Here is a 19001-nt window from a genome sequence, read left to right as displayed (position 1 = left end):
CCCCCGCCCGCCGCCCTGGCCGCCGCCGCCGTTGCGGCCGCCGCCCTGGCCCCGGCCGGAGTCGCGGTCCTGGCGGCCCCCGGCACCCGGCTCATCGTCCAGGCGCAGCGTCAGCGAGATCCGCTTGCGCGGGATGTCGACGTCGAGGACCTTCACGCGGACGATGTCGCCGGACTTCACCACGTCGCGTGGGTCGTTGACGAAGTTCTTCGACATCGCCGACACGTGCACCAGACCGTCCTGGTGCACACCCACGTCCACGAACGCGCCGAACGCCGCCACGTTCGTGACCACGCCCTCCAGAGTCATGCCCGGCTTCAGGTCGGCGATCTTCTCGACACCCTCCGCGAACGTCGCCGTCTTGAACTCCGGTCGCGGGTCGCGGCCCGGTTTGTCGAGCTCCGCGAGGATGTCCGTCACCGTCGGCAGACCGAAGCTGTCGTCCACGAAGTCCTGCGGCCGCAACGACTTCAACACCCTGGCGTTGCCGATCAGGCCGGTGATCTCACCGCCGGTGCTGCCCAGGATGCGGTGCACCACCGGGTAGGCCTCCGGGTGGACCGCCGACGAGTCCAGCGGGTCGTCGCCGTCCGGGATCCGCAGGAAGCCCGCGCACTGCTCGAACGCCTTCGGCCCCAGCCGCGCCACGTCCTTGAGCGTCTTGCGGGTCCGGAACGGGCCGTTGGTGTCACGGTGGTGGACGATGTTGTCCGCCAACCCCTCGCTGATGCCCGACACCCTGGTCAGCAGCGGCGCCGACGCCGTGTTCACGTCCACGCCGACCGCGTTCACGCAGTCCTCGACCACCGCGTCCAGGGAACGCGACAGCTTCGTCTCCGAAACGTCGTGCTGGTACTGGCCGACGCCGATCGACTTCGGGTCGATCTTCACCAGCTCCGCCAGCGGGTCTTGCAGGCGCCGGGCGATCGACACCGCGCCGCGCAACGACACATCCAGGTCCGGCAGCTCGCGCGACGCGTAGGCCGACGCCGAGTACACCGACGCGCCCGCCTCGGACACCGAGATCTTGGTGAGCTTCAGGTCCGGGTTCTGGCTGATCAGGTCGCCAGCCAGCTTGTCCGTCTCGCGCGACGCCGTGCCGTTGCCGATCGCGATCAGGTCCACGTGGTGCGCCTTCGCCAGCGCAGCGAGCTTCGCCAGCGACTGGTCCCACTGCTGCTGCGGCTGGTGCGGGTAGATCGTGTCCGTCGCGACGACCTTGCCGGTGCCGTCGACGATCGCGACCTTCACGCCGGTCCGGTAGCCCGGATCCAGGCCCATCGTGGCGCGCGACCCGGCGGGCGCGGCCAGCAGCAGGTCGCGCAGGTTCGCCGCGAACACCCGGACCGCCTCGTCCTCGGCGTTCTGCCGCAGCCGCAGTCGCATGTCCACGCTCAGCCGCGTCAGGACGCGGGTCCGCCATGCCCAGCGGACCACATCGGAGAGCCAGCGGTCGGCCGGGCGGCCCTTGTCGGCGATGCCGAACTGCTGCGCGATCCGCAGCTCGTAGTCGGTCGGGCCCACCTGCTCCGCGCCGTCGTCGGGCTCCAGCGACAGCTCCAGGGCCTCTTCGTTCTCGCCGCGGAACAGCGCCAGGATGCGGTGCGACGGCAGGTCCGCGAACCCCTCGGAGAACTCGAAGTAGTCGGCGAACTTCGCGCCTTCCTCTTCCTTGCCCTCGCGCACCTTGGAGACCATCCGGCCGCGCGTCCACACCTGCTCGCGCAGCTCGCCGATCAGGTCGGCGTCCTCGGAGAACCGCTCGACCAGAATCGAGCGCGCGCCGTCCAGCGCGGCCTGGGTGTCGGCGACGCCCTTCTCGGCGTCCACGAAACCAGCCGCGGTCTCCTGCGGGTCGTTGCCGGGGTCCGACAGCAGCTGGTCGGCCAGCGGTTCCAGGCCCGCCTCGATGGCTATCTGGGCCTTGGTGCGGCGCTTGGGCTTGTACGGCAGGTAGATGTCCTCCAGCCGCGCCTTCGAGTCCGCCGCGTTGATCTGCGCTTCGAGCTCGTCGGTCAGCTTGCCCTGCGAGCGGATGGAATCCAGCACCGTAGTGCGTCGCTCTTCGAGTTCGCGCAGGTAGCGCAGCCGCTCTTCGAGCGTGCGCAACTGGGCGTCGTCGAGGGCCCCGGTCGCTTCCTTTCGGTAGCGCGCGATGAACGGCACAGTCGCCCCGCCGTCGAGAAGCTCGACGGCGGACTGCACCTGGCGCTCGCGGACGCCGAGCTCCTCGGCGATCTTCTGATGGACAGTCGTCACGATGCTAATTCCGCCTTCTCTGCGACCTTCGCCAGATCCGACCGAGCATTCTGCCGGACGCCGGTCGCGCCCGACGTCGGCACTCACGTCGGCGTGTCGGATCCTCGCGCATTGAGACCACGCGGTCACTGCGGGTCCAGCGAGAAGCGGCGTTACCTCGGTTCTAGCGCGCGGCGGGCTCGCCACCTGCCGACGAATCGGACGAACTGTCGCATGAGGTTGGTGAGGACCAGGGTGATGCCCGCCCAAGGCAGCACCAGCAGGGCCAGCCGGATCACGCCGACCACGGCTCCGGCGGCGTCGCCTGCCTGGATCGAGCTGTCCACGCCGTTCCACTGGAGGACCAGCGCCTGCCACACGGTCGGCAGCACGTACGGCGCGAGGACCAGGAACGCGACGATCCAGTACGCCATGAACGGGATCACCAGCACCACCCAGACCGTGATCACCCGGCGGACCCACGGCTTCAACTCCTGCACGCGCGGGTGCGGGCGGCGGCCCGGCAGCAGGCTGCGCAGGATCGGACCCATCCGGTCGAACAGGTCGGGAACGCCCACCAGATCGCTCAGGATGTAATAGCCGTCGAAGCGGATCGACGGCAGCAGTTGCCAGACGCTCGTCGCCTGCCACGCCAGCAGCGCGGCCAGCAACCACGGGAAGCTGGTCTGCGCGTAAGCGACGATCATGACGAGCATGGCGATCACGTTGAAGTAGAGACCGCCGAGATCGGTGCGCAGCCGACCGCCGCGGCTGAGGCGGTAGGAATCGGTGACCGTGCTGTACATCGCGGGCCATACCAGGTAGATGCCCACGCCCATCGCGCCCGGCCGCGCGCCGCCGTACTGGCAGGCGGCGACGTGGCCGCACTCGTGGAACATCCCGGCGACGATCAGCACGCCCACCACCAGCAGGATCTGCTCCGGCTGGTTCAGCACCTGCTCGGCACCGCCGTGCACGGCCAACAAGACGTCGGCGACGGCGAAGGCCAACAGGACGACGACCACCACCGGCGGCCAGAACAGCGGCTGGAACACGCGCGCGATCACCGCGACGGTGTGTTCGGGCACCAGCGCGATGCGGAACTTCAACGCCAGCAACCGATCCCGCCCCTTCGGCGCCGCCCCCGGCGGACGGCCGGCCCCGGAGTCGGCCGCCACGATCCCGGCGAGCCGCAACCTGTTCTCGACGAGGAAGAACACCTGACCCGGGGTGACGCCGTGGCCCGATTCGTCGCTGAGGCGCGCCGCGAGTTCGGCGAAGCTGCGCCGCCCGTCGAGCCCCGCCGCCACCAGGTACAGCAGGTGCGACAGCTGCAAGACCTGACCATCGGGCCGGCGGACCAGGTACGGCGCTTCGCGATGCCCGGAACCTTGGTAGCGGCCGATCAGCTCGGTGCCCGGCACGAGCGCTGGCACCGCCAGGCCCGCGACGTCCTCGTCCGCCGGGGGCGACCCGGCCTGGTGCGGGGCGGCCATTGCGACTCCAGAATGATCATCGGGTCCGGAAATGGCCGACGGGCGCGACATCGTCCCTGGTGGAGGACGTCGCGCCCGCCGACTTTGGAGCGTTCAGCGGCTGGCCAATGCTTCGCCATGAACGCCGTACTGCTCACATCTCTCGACGTCAGCCGGGGTTGCCGCCGCCGGTGCCACCGAAGCCGGGGCCGCCGTAGCCGTTGCCGCCGATGCCGTCGCCGCCATCGCCGCCGTCACCGCCGTCGCCACCGATGCCGCCGTTGCCGCCGTTGGCCGCCACCGTTGCCGCCGCCGGTGCCGCCGGAGCCGCCGTTGATGTCACCGGTCGTGGTGACATTGGCGTCCCCGGTCACGGTTCCGGTGTGGGTGTGCGCGGGCGGGTAGTACTGGGCCAGCACGTCGTCGCCGCTCCAGGGGAGCCAGAACGTCGACATGACGGTGCGCGCCGGGAGGAACTCGACGCGCTGCTCCTCCAATTCGGCAGCGCTCAGCGACCGAGAGGTCTGAGACATCTGGTGCTCCTTCGCAATTCGAGGGGAATCACAGGGAAAAACCGGAATTCGGCCACCCCGTTGGATGCGCCGCGGCGGCACGTTCCTGGCGCACGGGCAGAACCTAGAAGCACCGAACGCCTGACGCACTTCGATTCACCCTTACGGGCAAGCGGCTTTCCGCCGCTCGTGGAGTTGTGTGCGCATCGTGCCGAGGTCCGACCGTCGATCGACCACCGGACGGGGGGAAGGGGACGGCGGAGCGCGGGGCCGCCACGGTTGGTTCGGGTTCGCGACGCTCATCAGGGGTTCCGACGGGCATCCTCAGTGGTGCCGATGTGGCCGCCGCGGCCGCCGGTGCCACCGACGCCGCCGGTGTCCGCAATGGAGTTCAGGCCGCCTTGGCCCTGGAGTCCGGGCGTGCTCCCGATGCCGTCGCCGTCGCCACCGTCGCCGCCGCTGCCACCGTCGCCGCCGTCGCCGTCGAGGACCTCGACCGTGGCCCTGCCGGCGCCCTCGGACATGATGTTGCCGGTGTTCGCGGCTCCGCCACCGCCCCCGGTGCCGCCGGTCCCGCCGTCGCCTTCCACATCGACGCCCATGCGGAAGCTGCTGGCGCTCGGCGCGCCGTCGCCGCCCTTGCCACCGGTGCCGCCGCGGCCGCCCTTGCCGCCTTGCACGGTGATGTCATCGTTGCCAGTGCTGACGATCGTGCCCGTCGGGCCGTTGCCGACTCCGCCGTTGCCGTTGTCGGTATGGCGGCCACCGCCGCCGTTGCCCCCGACACCGCCGTTTCCGCTGCGGGTGTCCGCCGTGCCGGGGCCGCCCTTGCCGCCTGCGCCGCCATCGCCGTTGTCGCCGCCGGTGACGGTGATCTTGTTGTTGCCCGCGCCGGGGTAGATGCGGCCGAGGTTGCCGATGCCGCCCGCGCCGCCGTTGCCGCCCGCGCCGCCGCGCGCGTCGGCCGGGTTGGTGCTGCCCGGACCGCCGTCGCCGCCTTCGCCGCCCGTACCGCCCTTGCCGCCGGTGATGGTGATCGTGTCGTTCCCGGGGCCGCCGTTGATGATGCCGGTGGAAGTCACCGCAGGGGCGCCGCTGCCGCCGGGGCCACCGACACCTGCGCTGCCGCCAGCCCTCGCGCTGCTCCTGGCGTCGAGGCCGTCCCGGCCGGCCGTACCGCCGGTGCTACCGCCGTTCTTGCCGCCGTTGGCGCCTCGATCACCGCTCCTGGCGCCGAGATATCCGTTGCCGCCCTTGCCGCCGTTGCCGCCGCTGCGACCGGTGATGATGATCGTGTCGTCGCCACCGCCGGCGTTGATGGTGCCCGCCAACGCCCCGTTGAGCACGATCCGGTCGTTGCCGTCGGTGCCCTCGAGCGTCTTCCCGGCCGGCACACCCCGGCTGCAGTAGATGTTCTCCCCGGAACCGTTGGGGGTCCGGGTGCAGTTGGGCACCGCGGCGTCGGCCGGCGGGACCGCGATGAGGCTGAACGCCGCGGCGAGCATGGCGGCGCTGGGCAGCGGCCACCGGCCGGCCCAGCGCGTTCCCGAGATGTGACTGCCGCCGGAGAGCGCCGTACTCGGCACCTCGGCGGGAACGGCCCGGCGTGGACGGTTACTCATCGACGCAACTCCTTTACCCACTGTGATCGCTGCTGGGCTAAACAGTCGCAGAGCTTAGGCCGGGAGGACTGGCGTTCCTGGAATTCGAAAGAGTGATGTCGGGTGATCTTGCCGTGCTCTGTTCGCCTCACCGCCGCCCGCTCGAGTCGATCTTCATCCGGTATTCGGCGGCGTGTCATTTCCGTCGCGGATCGCAGCATGGCGCAGGGGCTGGGCCGTTTCGCATTGCCAGGTTTGCCCGAACTGGGTTCGCCCGACGCTCTCGGCCGCCGAAAATTACGGGACGCCTTTGTGATTAGGTTTGGCGGAGATTCTCGAGATGCCGCGGATTTAAGACGACCCTTAACATTCGTGCTGGTGCCAACGCATCTGAGTCGTTGGAATGGGGATCTTGGGGGACTTGGACCTTGTTTCGGCATCGATCTCCTCGCGCGGCTTCCGGGCCCAGTCATGAAGGAGGAAATAAGTGTTCGACGAGATTCGACTGTTGAGCCATGCGGAACTCGATGGCCAGCGCGTGGAGTTCCTGCCCGCGCGCACGGTCATGTCGACGTTCCCGTGGGGTGGCGGCTGGAACCCGATCGTCATCAACGGCGGCGGTGGCGGCGACGGCGGTGGCACCGGTGGTGGCCAGGGCGGCGGTGACGGCGGCAACGGCGGCAACGGCGGGGCCCCTGGTCGCGGCGGTGACGGCGGTCCTGGTGGGCCCGGTATCGGTGGCAACGGCGTCGGTGGCGGCGGCATCGGCGGCAACGGTGACGCCATCTTCGTGTGATCGGTCGAAGCCGGCAACGGCGGGCCGGTGGCTCCGGCGTTGGTGATGCCGGTGCGCGTCGTCCCCAGAAGAACGACGTCGGGTTGCCTCCGACCCGCGCTCCAAACCTGGACCGTTCGCATGGAGGGATTCGCTCGACGCTCGCGGCGGCCGAAAATTACGGGACGCGGCGTAGTGGAAAACAAATTCTGCGAGAAGTTCGCGAACAAGGTTGCGACCTCGCTCCGTTCGCGGAACGGGGACGATGTCGATCCGAATTGATCTCGTCCGCCTCTCCGGTGTGCGTTGCCGCAGGTCGAGGAGGAGTTGGACCTGCGTTGGTCGGCGGTTTGCGCGTTTGCGATTCTCCTCGTCGGAGGTTTTCGGACTGCGCTAAATCGTGGATGCTCTTACCCTCCGTGCTGATGCCAACGAATCTGGGGCGTTGGAATGGGGATCTGGGGGTTTGACCTTGCTGGGCATCGATCTCCGCGCGGCATCCGGGCCCATTCGAACGAGGGAGGATCAGTGTTCGACAACAGCGAACCATTGAGCTCCGCGGAGCTCGGAGACCAGCGTGTGGAGTTCCTGCCCGCGCGCACGGTCATGTCGACGTTCCCGTGGGGTGGCGGCTGGAACCCGATCGTCATCAACGGCGGCGGCGGCGGTGACGGCGGCGGCACCGGTGGTGGCCAGGGTGGCGGCACCGGTGGTGACGGCGGCAACGGAGGGACCGGTGGGCCCGGTGGTCACGGTGGTCCTGGTGGGCCCGGCATCGGTGGTAACGGATTCGGTGGCGGCGGCATCGGCGGCCACGGAGACACGTTCATCTTGTGACCGGTCCTGGTCGCACCGGCGGGCCCGTGCTTGCGCATGGGCCCGCCGATTGCTGCTAGCTCTCGGAAAGCCCGTCGGCGGTGGAGATCAGTCCCGCGCGCATGCTCGCGCTCACCGAGCGGTAGGGGGCCGGGCTGGGGGCCGAGAAGCCCTGAGATTCGTGTTCAGGACGCGTGCTTCGAAGCCGAAAGCGATTTTGGTGGCAGATCTGCCTCCGAAGGATTGCCGAAACGTTAACCGCGCGCTTTGCTCCGTGGGTCGGTGCGGCCTCGCTGTGGAGGCCGTCGCCGGCAGGAGGCGAGTCGATTGGCGGTTCCCCAGGCCGCCGAGTTGGCTGGCATCGGGCGCCAGGTGCAACCCCGGAACGTGCGGGCCTGGCTCAGCGGTGAATGGCCGAGACGTACGAGCACCGCGAGCCCGTGCTCCGCGACATCGCGCGGTCCGGGACCGGCTGGTGGCACTTCAACCTGACCACGCTGCACCCGTCCCACCCCGACGTCGCGGGCAGCGGCGATCACGGACAACGCCGCGGTGCTGCCAGGGCCCGCGAGCTGCGCGACGCGGGGGAGAGGTGCAGCAAGCGTTGCACGTGGTGGACCTGTTCGCGGTGGTGCCGGGTGAGACGCCGGAGGTCGTCGAGGCCAGTGAGCTGAAGGCGGAGCTGTGCGAGCTGCGGGCGAAGCGGGCGTCCAGCTACGTGTCCCGGAGCCTGTACCGGATCTAGCCGGTATGGGCGTTTTGCCTGGTCAGTGCAGTGGGCATCGTTGGGTGCCGTGGTGCTTTGCCGTGGCGCGTCAATGCGCTCACGGTCACTGACCTGCGGTTTTGCTGTTCTGTGCGGATAAAGCGGACCTGCGGTGCGGGGCCTGTGACATGGGCCGCTAGGATGCTGTCACCAGTCGACTCGGTGTCACTAATCGTGACGGATCAAGCGGTCAACGTAGCTTGATGGGGTTAATCCAGGTACCCGCGTACGTACAAACCGGGATGTAAGTACACGCTCCGTACTGGAGTGTGGGGCTCGTGAACCCCGAATCCTCCGACCAAACAAGATCCCCCGAAAACAACGATCGCGCCTCGTACCCGAACGAGGCGGCTGACCGCGGGTTGCGTTCCGCTGCGCTGCGTGCCGACCAGGCCCTGCGCACGGCAGTGGATCGCGTGCGGCCGGCGGCGCACCGCGTAGGCGAGTGGCTCGCGCCGCTGATCCAGCGCGTCCTGCAGTGGCTGGCACCGCTGCTGCAGCGGATTCAGGAAGCACCCGCGGTGCGGCGTCTCCGGGAGAGGGTTGCGCCGCACGTGGAGAAGCTCCCCGAGTCCGTTCGGCGGGCTCCGCGCACGCGGTCCATGCAGGCGGGTGCCGCCATCGCCGCCGTTGGCGTGGTGGGCCTGATGATCGGCAGCGCCGTGGCTGGCTCGGACGAGACCAAGGTCGATGACGCCGCGATGGAAGCCCCGATCCAGGCGCAGCAAGCCCAGATCCAGGAGCAGCAGGCCCCGATCCAGGCGCAGCAGACCCCGGCACAGGCCGAGCAGCCGATCCCGCAGGAGGCCCCCGCGCCCCAGGCGCAGCCCGTTCTGCAGGCCCCGCTGGGCCCGCCGGTCGAGGGCATCGACGTGTCCAACCACAACGGCGACATCGACTGGAGGCGGGTCGCGGCCGACGGCAAGAAGTTCACCTTCGTGCTGGCCACCGACGGCACCGGCTTCAGCAACCCCCGCTACAGCGAGCAGTACCACGGCGCGAAGAACGCCGGCCTGATCGCGGGTGCCTACCACTTCGCGCGGCCCGGCTCGTCCTCCGCGGAGCAGCAGGCCGAGCGGTTCCTGAACATCGCCGACTACCAGGCCGACGGCAAGACCCTGCCCCCGGTTCTGGACCTGGAAGTGGACCCGAACAGCGGCGGCTGCTACGGCCTGTCCGTCGCCGACATGCACCTGTGGACCAAGACCTTCAACGACAAGGTCAAGGAGCGCACGGGCAAGGACCCGATCATCTACGCCAACCCGTCGTTCTGGCGGCAGTGCATGGGCAGCACCGACACCTTCGGTGGCCACGCGCTGTGGCTGGCGTCCTACGGCGTGGACAGCCCGGCGGTGCCCAACGGCTTCAACAACTGGGACTTCTGGCAGTACACCGACCAGGGCAGTGTCGCTGGCATCGGCGGCAACACCGACCTGAACCAGTACCAGGAAGGCTTCGAGCGGCTCAAGCAGCTCGCCAGCTGACTTCCGGTTCGTGCCGGAATTTCGACGGGAGCGGGCCGTCCGCAGATCGCGGGCGGCCCGCTCCCATTGTTCGCTCGGCATGGGCAGTTGCTTGGGGGTGTGAGTCCCCTGCGGGAAGAGGTGGTGCTAACCGCGAGCCGAGGGCAAGGGCGTCATCGTGAGGTGGGTCTGAAGGAAGCCCGAGGCGAATCGCTGCGCCGAGGAACACGAACTGCGTATGAGGAGTGCTGGCTGGGGTGAGCCTGCAATGGAAGGTAAAGCCCCTCACTGCCAAGACGGTCGGTGCGTAGACGCAGCGGGAGTAGGGGGAAGTGGCTGTCCTTAACCGGGGAGGTCTGTCCGGGTGTCGGTTGTGCTTGACGGTGGTCGCCGCGCCGACGGTCAGGTCCGTGAGGGTGTGACCGACCGGGCAGAAGTCAGCAGAGGTCGTAGTACCAGCCAGGGATCAAGGGTTGTGGGCTGGGAAGGACTGAACGTGAAGTGAGGACGGAAGAACCAGCGGGAGATCACCCGGCGGTCCTGGGGTGTGTCCATGTGCCGTCGCATCGACACACTGAACAGGTTCACCGGCGGGTGGATGGCCTACTTCCGGATCGCTGACACCCCGAAGGGGCTCAAAGGTCTGGACGAGTGGCTACGCCGTCGGTTGCGGCAGGTCCGTTGGAAGGAATCGAAGAGGACCGCGACCAAACGCCATCACCTGCGTGTACTCGGGATACCCGGGCGATCCGTCCGCGAGTGGGCGGGATCGAGCAAAGGTTACTGGCGGATCGCGGGCTCACCCGTCCTGACTCGGGCCCTGCCCAACGCCTACTGGACACAACTCGGCCTGCACAGCCTGTCCTGGCGCTGGCACCGCCACAGAACAACGGCTTGACGAACCGCCGGATGCGGGCCCGCATGTCCGGTGGTGTGGGAGGGGCCAGGGCAACCCTGGCCCCTACCCGATTCTGTGCGCCGGAAGGGGCGTCCACTTCGGACTCCCGAGCCCGGGGGCCAGTCAAGTAGGACGTGCGACCCGCTCCGCGAGTTGCCGCCGGGACGGGTGATCTTCGTTGTGCCTCCGATACAGGGGATTCACCGGAACTGTGAGTCGCGGACCGATATCCTCGCCGCGATCGATGATCACCTGATCGGAGGCGCGGCATGTCACTCTGGGAACAGCGGGTCACCCAGGCCCGGCAGCTGTGGATCAATGGTGATCATGCCGCCGCCGAGCGGGAGTTGCGCACCGTGCTCGCCGACGGCGACTTCGACAGCGCCGTGCACGCGACCTGTCTGCTCGGCGCGCTGCTGGACGAGCGCGACGACGCCGCCGGGGCCCGCGCGATGTACCAGCGGGCGATCGATTCCGGGCACCCGATCTACGCCCAGCTGGCCGCGATTTCGCTGGGCCCGCTGCTGTTCGACGCCGACGACCTGACCGCCGCCCAAGCGGTGCTGCGTTTCGCCGCCGATGGCGCCGACCCGGACACGGCCGGGCGTGCCGACGCGTTGCTGGCGCAGGTGCTGCACATGCTCGGCGACGCAGCGGGTGCACGCGAGGCCCGCGACCGGGCCCTGAACTGCAACGACCCCGCCGTGGCCGAGCTCGCCAGGGACCTGGACCTGCCGGGCCCGGGCGAGCGGTCCGCCGAGCAGTACCTCCAGGTCGCCTACGAGCAGGCGTGCCGGCTGCTGGACCAGGGCAGGGACCGCGACGCGGAGCCGATCCTGCTGCGGCTGCTGGACAGCGGCCACCCGAACTACGGATCGCTGGGCGCGGCGAAGCTCTACACGCTGCACGTCGACGATTCCGCGAAGGCGCGGCAGATGGCCGAGCGGATCATCGCCTACCGCCACCCCGAACATCTCGGCTGGGGTTACGTGCTGCTCGGCGGCGTGCTGGAAGACCTCGGCGATCCGCTCGGCGCGGCCGACGCGTTCCACCGCGCCGTCGACGATCCGCGCCCGGAGGTCCGGCTGCATGCGCTGATCCACCTGGGGATGCAGCTGCGCGAACTCGGCCGGGCGGACCAGGCCCGGGACACCTACCAGCGGGTGATCAACACCCGCCACCCGGGCTACTCGATCGAGGCGCTCGGCGCGCTTGCCGAGTTGCAGCGCGAGGAGGACGACATCGCCGGAGCCGTCGAGACCTTCGGCAAGGTGGCCGATTCCGGGCACGCCGAGAAAGCGCCGATGGCCGCCTACAACATGGGCGTGCTGCTTTACGAGCACGGCGACCAGGTGGCCGCCGCCGAGGCGTTCCGGAAGGCCACCGACGCCGAAGATCCGCACGTCGCGCACCAAGCCGAGCTGGCACTGTCCATGATGGACGTCGTCGACGCGCAGCAGGACCCGGCCAGCGACGACGCTATGCAACTGGCGCGGCGTGCCCGCGAGGCAGCCGTGGTCGGCGACATCGACACCGCACGAGCCGCGTACCAGCAGGTCATCGAGATGGACGTGCGAATCTGGTCCGTGATGGCGGCCAACTCGCTCGGTCTGGTGGAGGCGACCGTCGGCGACCTCGACCGGGCCCGGCAGGCGCTGCGGTGGGTTGCGATGTCCGACGAGGGTTCGCTGGCGCAGGACGGCGCGTTCCGCCACGCGCTGCTCGACGAACCCGCCGCGCGGCCTGTGCTGCAAGCGCTGTTCCGGTTGGAGAACAACGACGAGACCATGCTCGACGAGCTCATCACCGGCGCTCCGCCGGAGGTCCGCGACCTGGCGTCGGTGGTCAAGGCCGAGCACCTGATGACCACCGACGTGCCGACCGCGGTGGAAGTGCTGACCAGGCTGGTCGAATCGCCGAACCGGCTGGTCTGGACGAAGGCGGGGCACCTGCTGGCCGGATGGCTGGTCCGGGAGCAGCGGCACGAGGACGGGCTAGGGCTGCTCCAGCGGGTCACCGGAGAGGGACACCCCGCACTGCGGCCCTGGGCGGCGGCCCAACTCGGCGACCTGCTGCTGGACCAGGGAGATTTCGAAGGCGCCATCGCGGCGTACGAGTCCGCCGCGGCGACCGGGCACCGCACCGTGCTCGGCGACGTGTTCGGCAAGCTCGCGCTGATGTACCGCACCTGGGGCCGGCACGACGAGCTGCTGGACCTCTACCGCCGGACCGCCGCGAGCGGCCACCCCGAGTTCGGGCCGCGCGCGGCGTTCCTGCTTGGCGAGGAACTCGTCGAGGCCGACGAACTGGAGGCGGCGCTGGCGCTGTTCACCCAGGCCGCCAACACCACCTCCGCCGCCGCGCCAGTCGCGGCCTTCGCCATGCACGCCATCAGGCAGGAACTGGAGCAGGCGCGGGCCGGTTTCCTCGCGCTGGCAGAGGACGAAAAACCGCACTACACGGCCACGCAGCTCTGCCTCAACCTGGCGCACCGGTACCAGAGCCGCGGCGCGGTCGAGATCACCGAGTGGGCGTTGCAGCTGGTCGTAGAGGCCGGGCATCCGGAGCGCGTGCAGCAGGGCTGGCTCTTCCTCGGGGCACTGCGCAGCGAAAGCGGCGACACCGACGCAGCTGCGGAAGCGTGGGAGCACGCGGCGCTGAGTAGCGACACTGACGAAGCGGCAGTGGCGAAGCGCAGCCTCGCGGATCTGTTGCAGGGCAGGGGAGAGCTGGACCGGGCCGAGGCGCTGCTGGGCGAGGTGGCCGGGGGAGAAACCGGCAATGCCGCCGACGCCGCACTCAAGCTGGGCAACCTTCGCGCGGAGCTGGGTGACGTCGGCGGTGCCGTCGAAGCGTTCGGCCGCGCGGAGTCGGTCGGGGGTCGGATCGAGAGCACCCACGCCACCGCCAACATCGCGATTCTGCTCGCCAAGCAAGGCGAAACCGAGGCCGCGCGGCGCGCGTTCGAGCGCGTGATCGCCTCAGGTGTGCCAGGTGTGCAGGCCACCGCCGCGTTGGAACTGGGCAACATGCTGCGCGCCACCGGGGACGAGGCGGCGGCGCGAGCGGCCTACGAGCGGGCACTGGAGTTCGACGAACCGGACGTCACGCCGTACGTGTACCAGCAGATGGGCGCCGAAACCGCCGAGCAACGGGGATTCCGCTTGATGCGGGAAGGCGACACCGAAGGCGCTCGGGCGGCGATCGGCGAGCACTACGGCTCGGCCCGCGTCACCGACTTCTGGTGCGCGGCGTGGACCGGACCGGCGGCTGCGGCACCGATCCTGGGCGGGGCTTCCGGAGATGACCTGCAGGTCTGCTCCGAGCTCGGGCTCGTCTTCGGCCGGGCGATCGAGGACGACGCCTCGGAGGCCCGGGAGTACTTCCGGATGGTCGCCGACCACGGGCATCCGGCGCTGGTCCCGCAGGCCCAGATCGCGCTCGGGGAACTCGCCGAGCGGCAGCGGGAGAACGCGCTGGCGTTGGCCTGGTACCGCCGCGCGAGCTCCGCGGACGAGCCGGAGACCAACGCGCTGGCAAGCGTGCTGCTGGCCCAACTGCTGTCCCGGCTCAACGAACGGGAGGGCGCGAAATCCGCTTGCCGGCAAGCCATCTCCGCAGGTTCCGGCGTCGCTGCCGTGGACGCGGGCCTGCTGCTCGGGCAGCTCCACCACGTCGCCGGCGACGTGGTGGAGGCGCAGGTGATCTGGGACCGGGCCGAGGAATCCGCCGAATCGCCCGAGCAGTTCGGCGCCGCACTGCACCACCGCATCTTGCAGATCGGCGAGACCGCCGACGAGGCGCTGGAACTGCTGCGCCGGTCGACGAAATCGACCGATCCGAGCACGGCGATCACCGGGATGAGACTGCTCGGGGAACGCGCCGACGACCCGGCCGAGGCCATCCACTGGTTCGGCCAGGCCGCGGAACTCGGGGTGCCAGGGCATTCCGATGCCGCGCGGGGACGGCTCGGCGAACAGCTGCTGGCGCAGGGCGATCGGGACACGGCGCGGATCGAGTTCGAACGGGTCAGCCGGTGCGACGAGCCCGGCATCGCGGCGCGCGGCGAGTTTGGGCTCGGCCTGATCCGGTACGAGGAGAACGATCTGGCCGGTGCAGTAGCGGCTTTCGTGAAGACCGCGTCCTACGCCTCGGACGACGACCTGGGCGAAGACGCGCTGAACAACGTGCGGGTCGTGCTCGACGGGCAGCGCACCGCCGGCGACCACCTCGGTGCCGCGAATACCCTGCGCAGACTGGCCGAAGTGGTCCCGGAAGTCCACGTCGCGGAGTGGGCCTACGAGGCCGCCACCGAGTTCATCGCGGCCGAGGACAACGACGCCGCGCTGATCTACCTGCGGTGCGCGGTGGAGATCGGTGCCCCGGAGCCCGCGCCGGAATCGGTGCTGGCGCTGGGCGAGGTGCTGCACAAACGCGGCGAGCTGACCGGCGCGCGGCAGGCCTACGAGCGGGTGCTGGCCACCGGCGACGAATACCGTGCCGAGGTCGCGAAATACCGCCTGGTCCAGCTGCTGGAGGACGACGACCCGGCCGCCGCCGAGGAACTCATGCAGACCCCGGACGGCGTCCTGACCCCCGCGATGAAGGCGATGCTCGGGCTCAAGCGCCGCGACGAGGGCGACACCGCCGGGGCGATCGAGGCGTTCCGCGAAGCGGCGGGCAGCGACGACGACCGCTTCTCGCCGATGGCCACCTACGCGCTGGCGCAATCCCTGCGCAACGACGGCGATCTCGACCAGGCCCGGCAGACCTACCTGCGGCTGATCGAATCCGCCCCGGAAGACCGGTACGCGGGGGAGGCGCTGCTGGAGCTGGCGTCGATGGCCTACCACGCCGAGGACGAGGCGGAAGCCCGCGAGTGGAGCTTGCGGGCGTGGGACTCCGACGATCAGGAGTTGTCCGCGAAGGCCGCGATGAACCTCGGATTGATCGCCAAGCACCGCCGCAGCCTCGACGACGCGAAGCCGTGGTTCCTGGCGCTGATCGACCTCGGGCACCCGAAGGCCGCGCTCGCCGCCGCTCACCTCGCGGAAATGCATTACTGGCGCGAGGAATACGCCGAGGCCGTCCAGCACTACGAGTACACGCTGGCGAACACCGAGGACGCGGAACTCGTCGCCGAGGCGGCCTTCCGGGTCGGCGAGATCCGCTACCGGCGCGGCGAAGTCCAGCAGGCGCGCGAACTCCTCGACCGGGCGGCGCGCACCGAAGACCCGTCCTTCGCTCACCAGGCAACGCAACTCCTGGCCGAGATGGGCGGCTGACGGCAGCGTCAGGCTCGGACCGTGATCAGTCGTTCCGGGAGGGCGAGGACCTGGTCCAGGACATCGCACGCCGACCCGGTCGTGCGCCAGTACACGTCGTGGTCCCGGAGGTGCTGGTCGCGGGAGACTCGCGCGGCGCACACGTCGTCCTCGCCGCGGAGCTCGACCACGTCGACGATGTCGCCGTGCGGTCGCACGTAGACCAATGCCATCAGCTCGCCGTCGGTGTCCCGTACCGGCGGCATCAACCGGAATCCCCGGGCCACCAGTGCGCGCAGGCGGGCGCAGGAGTCGTAGTGGTCCTCAGCTGGCGAGGTCATCGAACTCACCGTCCTTGACGCCGCGCAGGAACGCGGCCAACTCGGCTCGGGTGTAGATCAGCGCGGTTCCGCGCGATTGGCGCGATTGGCGCAGCGCGATGGTTCCGTCGGCCAGGGTCGCGATCTCGACGCAGTTGCCCCATTTTCCGCTGTGGCGCGACTTTCGCCAGGTCACGGCGCCCAGCGCGGCGACCGGGACCTCGAACTGATCACTCATCAGATCTCCCTCGGTCGACTGCACATGCAATTGCATACGCCATTGCGGAGGAAGGTACCACAGCGCTGCGCACACGAACGATCACTGTGTGTAGCACGAATGATCTAGATTCAGATCGCTGCGCGGGATTTCAGCAGCAACTGGCGGGTCTGCTCGGGAGTCCTGGCATCCACCGTCAGCCGATCGAGGGTACGGCCGTATCGCTCGATCTCTTCCGGCTTGTCCAGGTACAGCGCCCCGCTCAGATGCTCCAGGTACACCACGTCCGGCAATTCGGGTTCGGCGAAGCGGAGCATGGTGAACGAACCCTCCGCCGCGTACCCGCTGAGCGCGAACGGCACCACCTGCAGCGCGATGTTCGGCAGCTTGGTCATCTCCAGCAAGTGGTCGATCTGCGTGCGGAGCACGGCGGCACCGCCGATCGGCCGGTGCAGCACGGACTCGTCGATGACCGCCCACAGCCTGGGCGCGTCCAGCCGCGCGAGCAGCTTCTGCCGCTTCATGCGCAGCGAGACCCGGTGCCGGGTCTCGTCGTCGGCCAGCTTCGGGTGCCCCGAACTGGCGATGGCCAACGCGTAGTCCGTGGTCTGCAGCAGGCCCGGTACGAACTGCAGCTCGTAGGTCTGGATCCGGGCGGCCACGCCTTCGAGTCCGATGTAGTCCTGGAACCAGTGCGGCATCGCGTCCGCGTACCGGTTCCACCAGCCGGGCTGCTTGGATTCGGAGACCAGCTGGAGGAAACGGGCCCGCTCGGCCGCGTCCGTCACGCCGTACATCGTGAGCAGGTCCGCGACGTCGCGCTCCTTGAAGCCAACCTTGCCGAGCTCCATCCGGCTGATCTTGGACTCCGAGCCGCGGATGGCGTAGGCCGCCTCGGCGGGCAAGATCTCCGCGGCCTCCCTGAGCCGGCGCAGCTGCGTGCCGAGGATGATGCGCCGGGCCGTCGGACTGCCGTCCGGCCCGGCCGCGTCGCCGCCCGCGGGTCCCGGATCCTCGTCCCCAGCCATCGTCGCACCTCCTGATCTACCGCCGTCCGATTCTCGCACCACGACGCTGGAAACAGCCGCACCGACAGGTCCACCCGTTCGTATCAAGATCGACTTGCGGCGCTCACATTGTTGGCACGCCAGACGTTTACTCAGAGCGACGAAACTCGTACGCTATGCAATCCCCGAGCACCCGACACCCACGCCGTAGCGAGGACCCCATGACCGCCGACCTCACCGTGTCCGACGACGAAACCCCCATCCACATCGATACGAACAAGGCGAGCATCGCCCGCGTCTACGACGCGTTCCTCGGTGGGAAGGACAATTACGAGGTTGACCGGGAGGTCTTCCGGCGCGTCCAGGAGGTCACCCCCGAGGCTGCCCAGCTGGCCTGGGACAACCGCCAGTTCCTGATCAGGGTCAGCCGGTTCATCGCCACGGAAACCAGGGTCACCCAGTACCTGGACTGCGGATCCGGCCTGCCCACCGCGGAGAACACCCACCAGGTGGTGCAGCGGATCAAGCCCGAGTCGCGGGTGGTCTACGTGGACAACGACCCGGTCGTCCTCGCCCACGGCCGCGCGCTGCTGGCGGAGAACTCGAAGACCCACTTCAGCCCGGCGGACATCTTCGAACCGATGCGGATCCTCCAGGACGAGGTGGTCGGTCAACACTTGGACTTCTCCGAGCCGATCGCGTTGTTCCAGCTGGGAACGCTGCACCACTACGACGGTGAGCGACCACCCGCCGACATCATGCGGGAGTACATCGACGCGCTGCCATCCGGGTCCTTTGTGGCCATCAGCCACTTCCTCGGCCCGGAGGCCGAGGAGTACTGCGAACTCGCCCGGCGGATGGAGCAGGCGTTCCTGCACAGCCCGATGGGCACCGGAGTGTTCCGCACCCGCGCCGAGATCGAGTCGATGTTCCACGGCTTAGAACTCGTCGACCCAGGTCTGGTGCTCTGCGCGGACTGGTGGCCGACCGGTCCGCGGCTCAACCCGCTCTACCCGGTGCAGCACTGCATCGCAGGAGCAGTAGGCCACAAACCCTGAAGAACTGTCCGGTGAACTCGTCCCGCGTCGGGCGATTTCAACGTGATCCCGGCCAAAGCCGGGCCGTCGTCCAACTCTCCGGTGGATGACAGTTTCAATTGAAACTGTCATCCACCGAACCAACCGGTGACGGCGTCACGTTCATCAACATCTTCGAGATTCACCCTGGCAGGTCGACGAGTTCGTCGAGCAGTGGCGTGAACACGCGTGGATCATGAGTGAGGCGCCGGGATTCCGCGACACGCGACTGCACAGGGCGCTCTCCGGCGGGCGCGATTCCAGCCGGTCAACGTGGCTCACTGGGACAGCGAGGAGGCGTGGAAAGCCGCTACGTCCACCCCGGGGTTCCAAGCGCGCCAGCAACGGGGCAACGACGATCCGCAGGTGCAGTTCAAGGCGAGCCGGGCCCTCCACCAGCCGGTCGTCGCATTGGGCGGGGTGCAGCCGGTAGCCGCGCCAAGCAGAAGCTCGCCTCACCAACTCCCGGAGCCACCACATCCGAAACAGGCCCAGCAGATGCGGTTTTGAAAGGGCTGTGGCCACGCTGCCTGATGCACCAAGGGAATCCGTGATGGGTTCCCGGTGTCGCGG

The 19001-nt window shown here is 69.1% G+C and carries 14 protein-coding genes; 7 read left to right on the top strand and 7 right to left on the bottom strand.

Annotated features, from left to right (window positions below; all coding sequences use genetic code 11):
• The 4 genes from SSPN_RS47085 to SSPN_RS61880 form a co-directional block, all read right to left on the bottom strand.
• Positions 1–2262 (bottom strand): Tex family protein (locus SSPN_RS47085; RefSeq protein ID WP_044576514.1); only part of this gene is annotated, 2262 nt, incomplete at its 3' end.
• A gap of 149 nt (positions 2263–2411) precedes the next feature.
• A complete protein-coding gene (locus SSPN_RS0133790) occupies positions 2412–3734 on the bottom strand; it encodes a hypothetical protein (RefSeq protein ID WP_010313722.1) in 1323 nt (440 codons plus the stop codon).
• 233 nt (positions 3735–3967) lie between these two features.
• Positions 3968–4246, bottom strand: coding sequence for a hypothetical protein (locus SSPN_RS47080; protein WP_010313718.1), 279 nt, complete (start codon positions 4244–4246; stop codon positions 3968–3970).
• A gap of 281 nt (positions 4247–4527) precedes the next feature.
• Entirely contained in the window at positions 4528–5847 is a 1320-nt protein-coding gene (locus SSPN_RS61880; protein ID WP_010313716.1) for a hypothetical protein, read from the bottom strand.
• A gap of 466 nt (positions 5848–6313) precedes the next feature.
• On the opposite strand from SSPN_RS61880, the gene SSPN_RS57970 reads away from it, so the two are divergent.
• The 6 genes from SSPN_RS57970 to SSPN_RS0133750 all read left to right on the top strand — a co-directional run bounded on the left by SSPN_RS57970 (position 6314) and on the right by SSPN_RS0133750 (position 15829).
• Complete coding sequence (locus SSPN_RS57970; protein WP_010313714.1) at positions 6314–6622, top strand: hypothetical protein; 309 nt, start codon at positions 6314–6316, stop codon at positions 6620–6622.
• 507 nt (positions 6623–7129) lie between these two features.
• Entirely contained in the window at positions 7130–7438 is a 309-nt protein-coding gene (locus SSPN_RS0133765; protein WP_010313712.1) for a hypothetical protein, read from the top strand.
• A gap of 571 nt (positions 7439–8009) precedes the next feature.
• Positions 8010–8162 carry a hypothetical protein gene (locus tag SSPN_RS57205; protein WP_010313710.1) on the top strand — a complete coding sequence of 51 codons (153 nt, stop codon included), beginning with the start codon at positions 8010–8012 and terminating at the stop codon, positions 8160–8162.
• 299 nt (positions 8163–8461) lie between these two features.
• Positions 8462–9667 carry a lysozyme gene (locus SSPN_RS0133755; protein ID WP_101376534.1) on the top strand — a complete coding sequence of 402 codons (1206 nt, stop codon included), beginning with the start codon at positions 8462–8464 and terminating at the stop codon, positions 9665–9667.
• Between the two features lie 505 nt (positions 9668–10172).
• Positions 10173–10544 (top strand): group II intron maturase-specific domain-containing protein, encoded by a 372-nt coding sequence (locus SSPN_RS63080; RefSeq protein ID WP_394378883.1) that lies wholly within the window; start codon positions 10173–10175, stop codon positions 10542–10544.
• A gap of 269 nt (positions 10545–10813) precedes the next feature.
• Positions 10814–15829 carry a tetratricopeptide repeat protein gene (locus SSPN_RS0133750; protein ID WP_010313706.1) on the top strand — a complete coding sequence of 1672 codons (5016 nt, stop codon included), beginning with the start codon at positions 10814–10816 and terminating at the stop codon, positions 15827–15829.
• 8 nt (positions 15830–15837) lie between these two features.
• On the opposite strand, the gene SSPN_RS47070 is transcribed toward SSPN_RS0133750, so the two are convergent.
• From SSPN_RS47070 to SSPN_RS0133735, 3 genes are all read right to left on the bottom strand, one after another.
• Positions 15838–16149, bottom strand: a complete 312-nt coding sequence (locus tag SSPN_RS47070; protein ID WP_010313704.1) for a hypothetical protein — start codon at positions 16147–16149, stop codon at positions 15838–15840.
• A complete protein-coding gene (locus tag SSPN_RS0133740; protein ID WP_044576508.1) occupies positions 16133–16366 on the bottom strand; it encodes a DUF397 domain-containing protein in 234 nt (77 codons plus the stop codon). The genes SSPN_RS47070 and SSPN_RS0133740 overlap by 17 nt, the downstream gene beginning before the upstream one ends.
• 110 nt (positions 16367–16476) lie before the next feature.
• Positions 16477–17373, bottom strand: a complete 897-nt coding sequence (locus SSPN_RS0133735) for a helix-turn-helix domain-containing protein (RefSeq protein WP_010313701.1) — start codon at positions 17371–17373, stop codon at positions 16477–16479.
• A 200-nt stretch (positions 17374–17573) separates the two neighbouring features.
• Here SSPN_RS0133735 and SSPN_RS0133730 point away from each other — a divergent pair, with 200 nt between their 5' ends.
• Entirely contained in the window at positions 17574–18410 is an 837-nt protein-coding gene (locus SSPN_RS0133730) for an SAM-dependent methyltransferase (RefSeq protein ID WP_010313700.1), read from the top strand.
• Positions 18411–19001 lie beyond the last annotated feature (591 nt).

Source organism: Saccharopolyspora spinosa NRRL 18395 (assembly GCF_000194155.1).
GTDB lineage: Bacteria > Actinomycetota > Actinomycetes > Mycobacteriales > Pseudonocardiaceae > Saccharopolyspora > Saccharopolyspora spinosa.
This window is presented reverse-complemented; position numbering and strand designations above follow the sequence as displayed.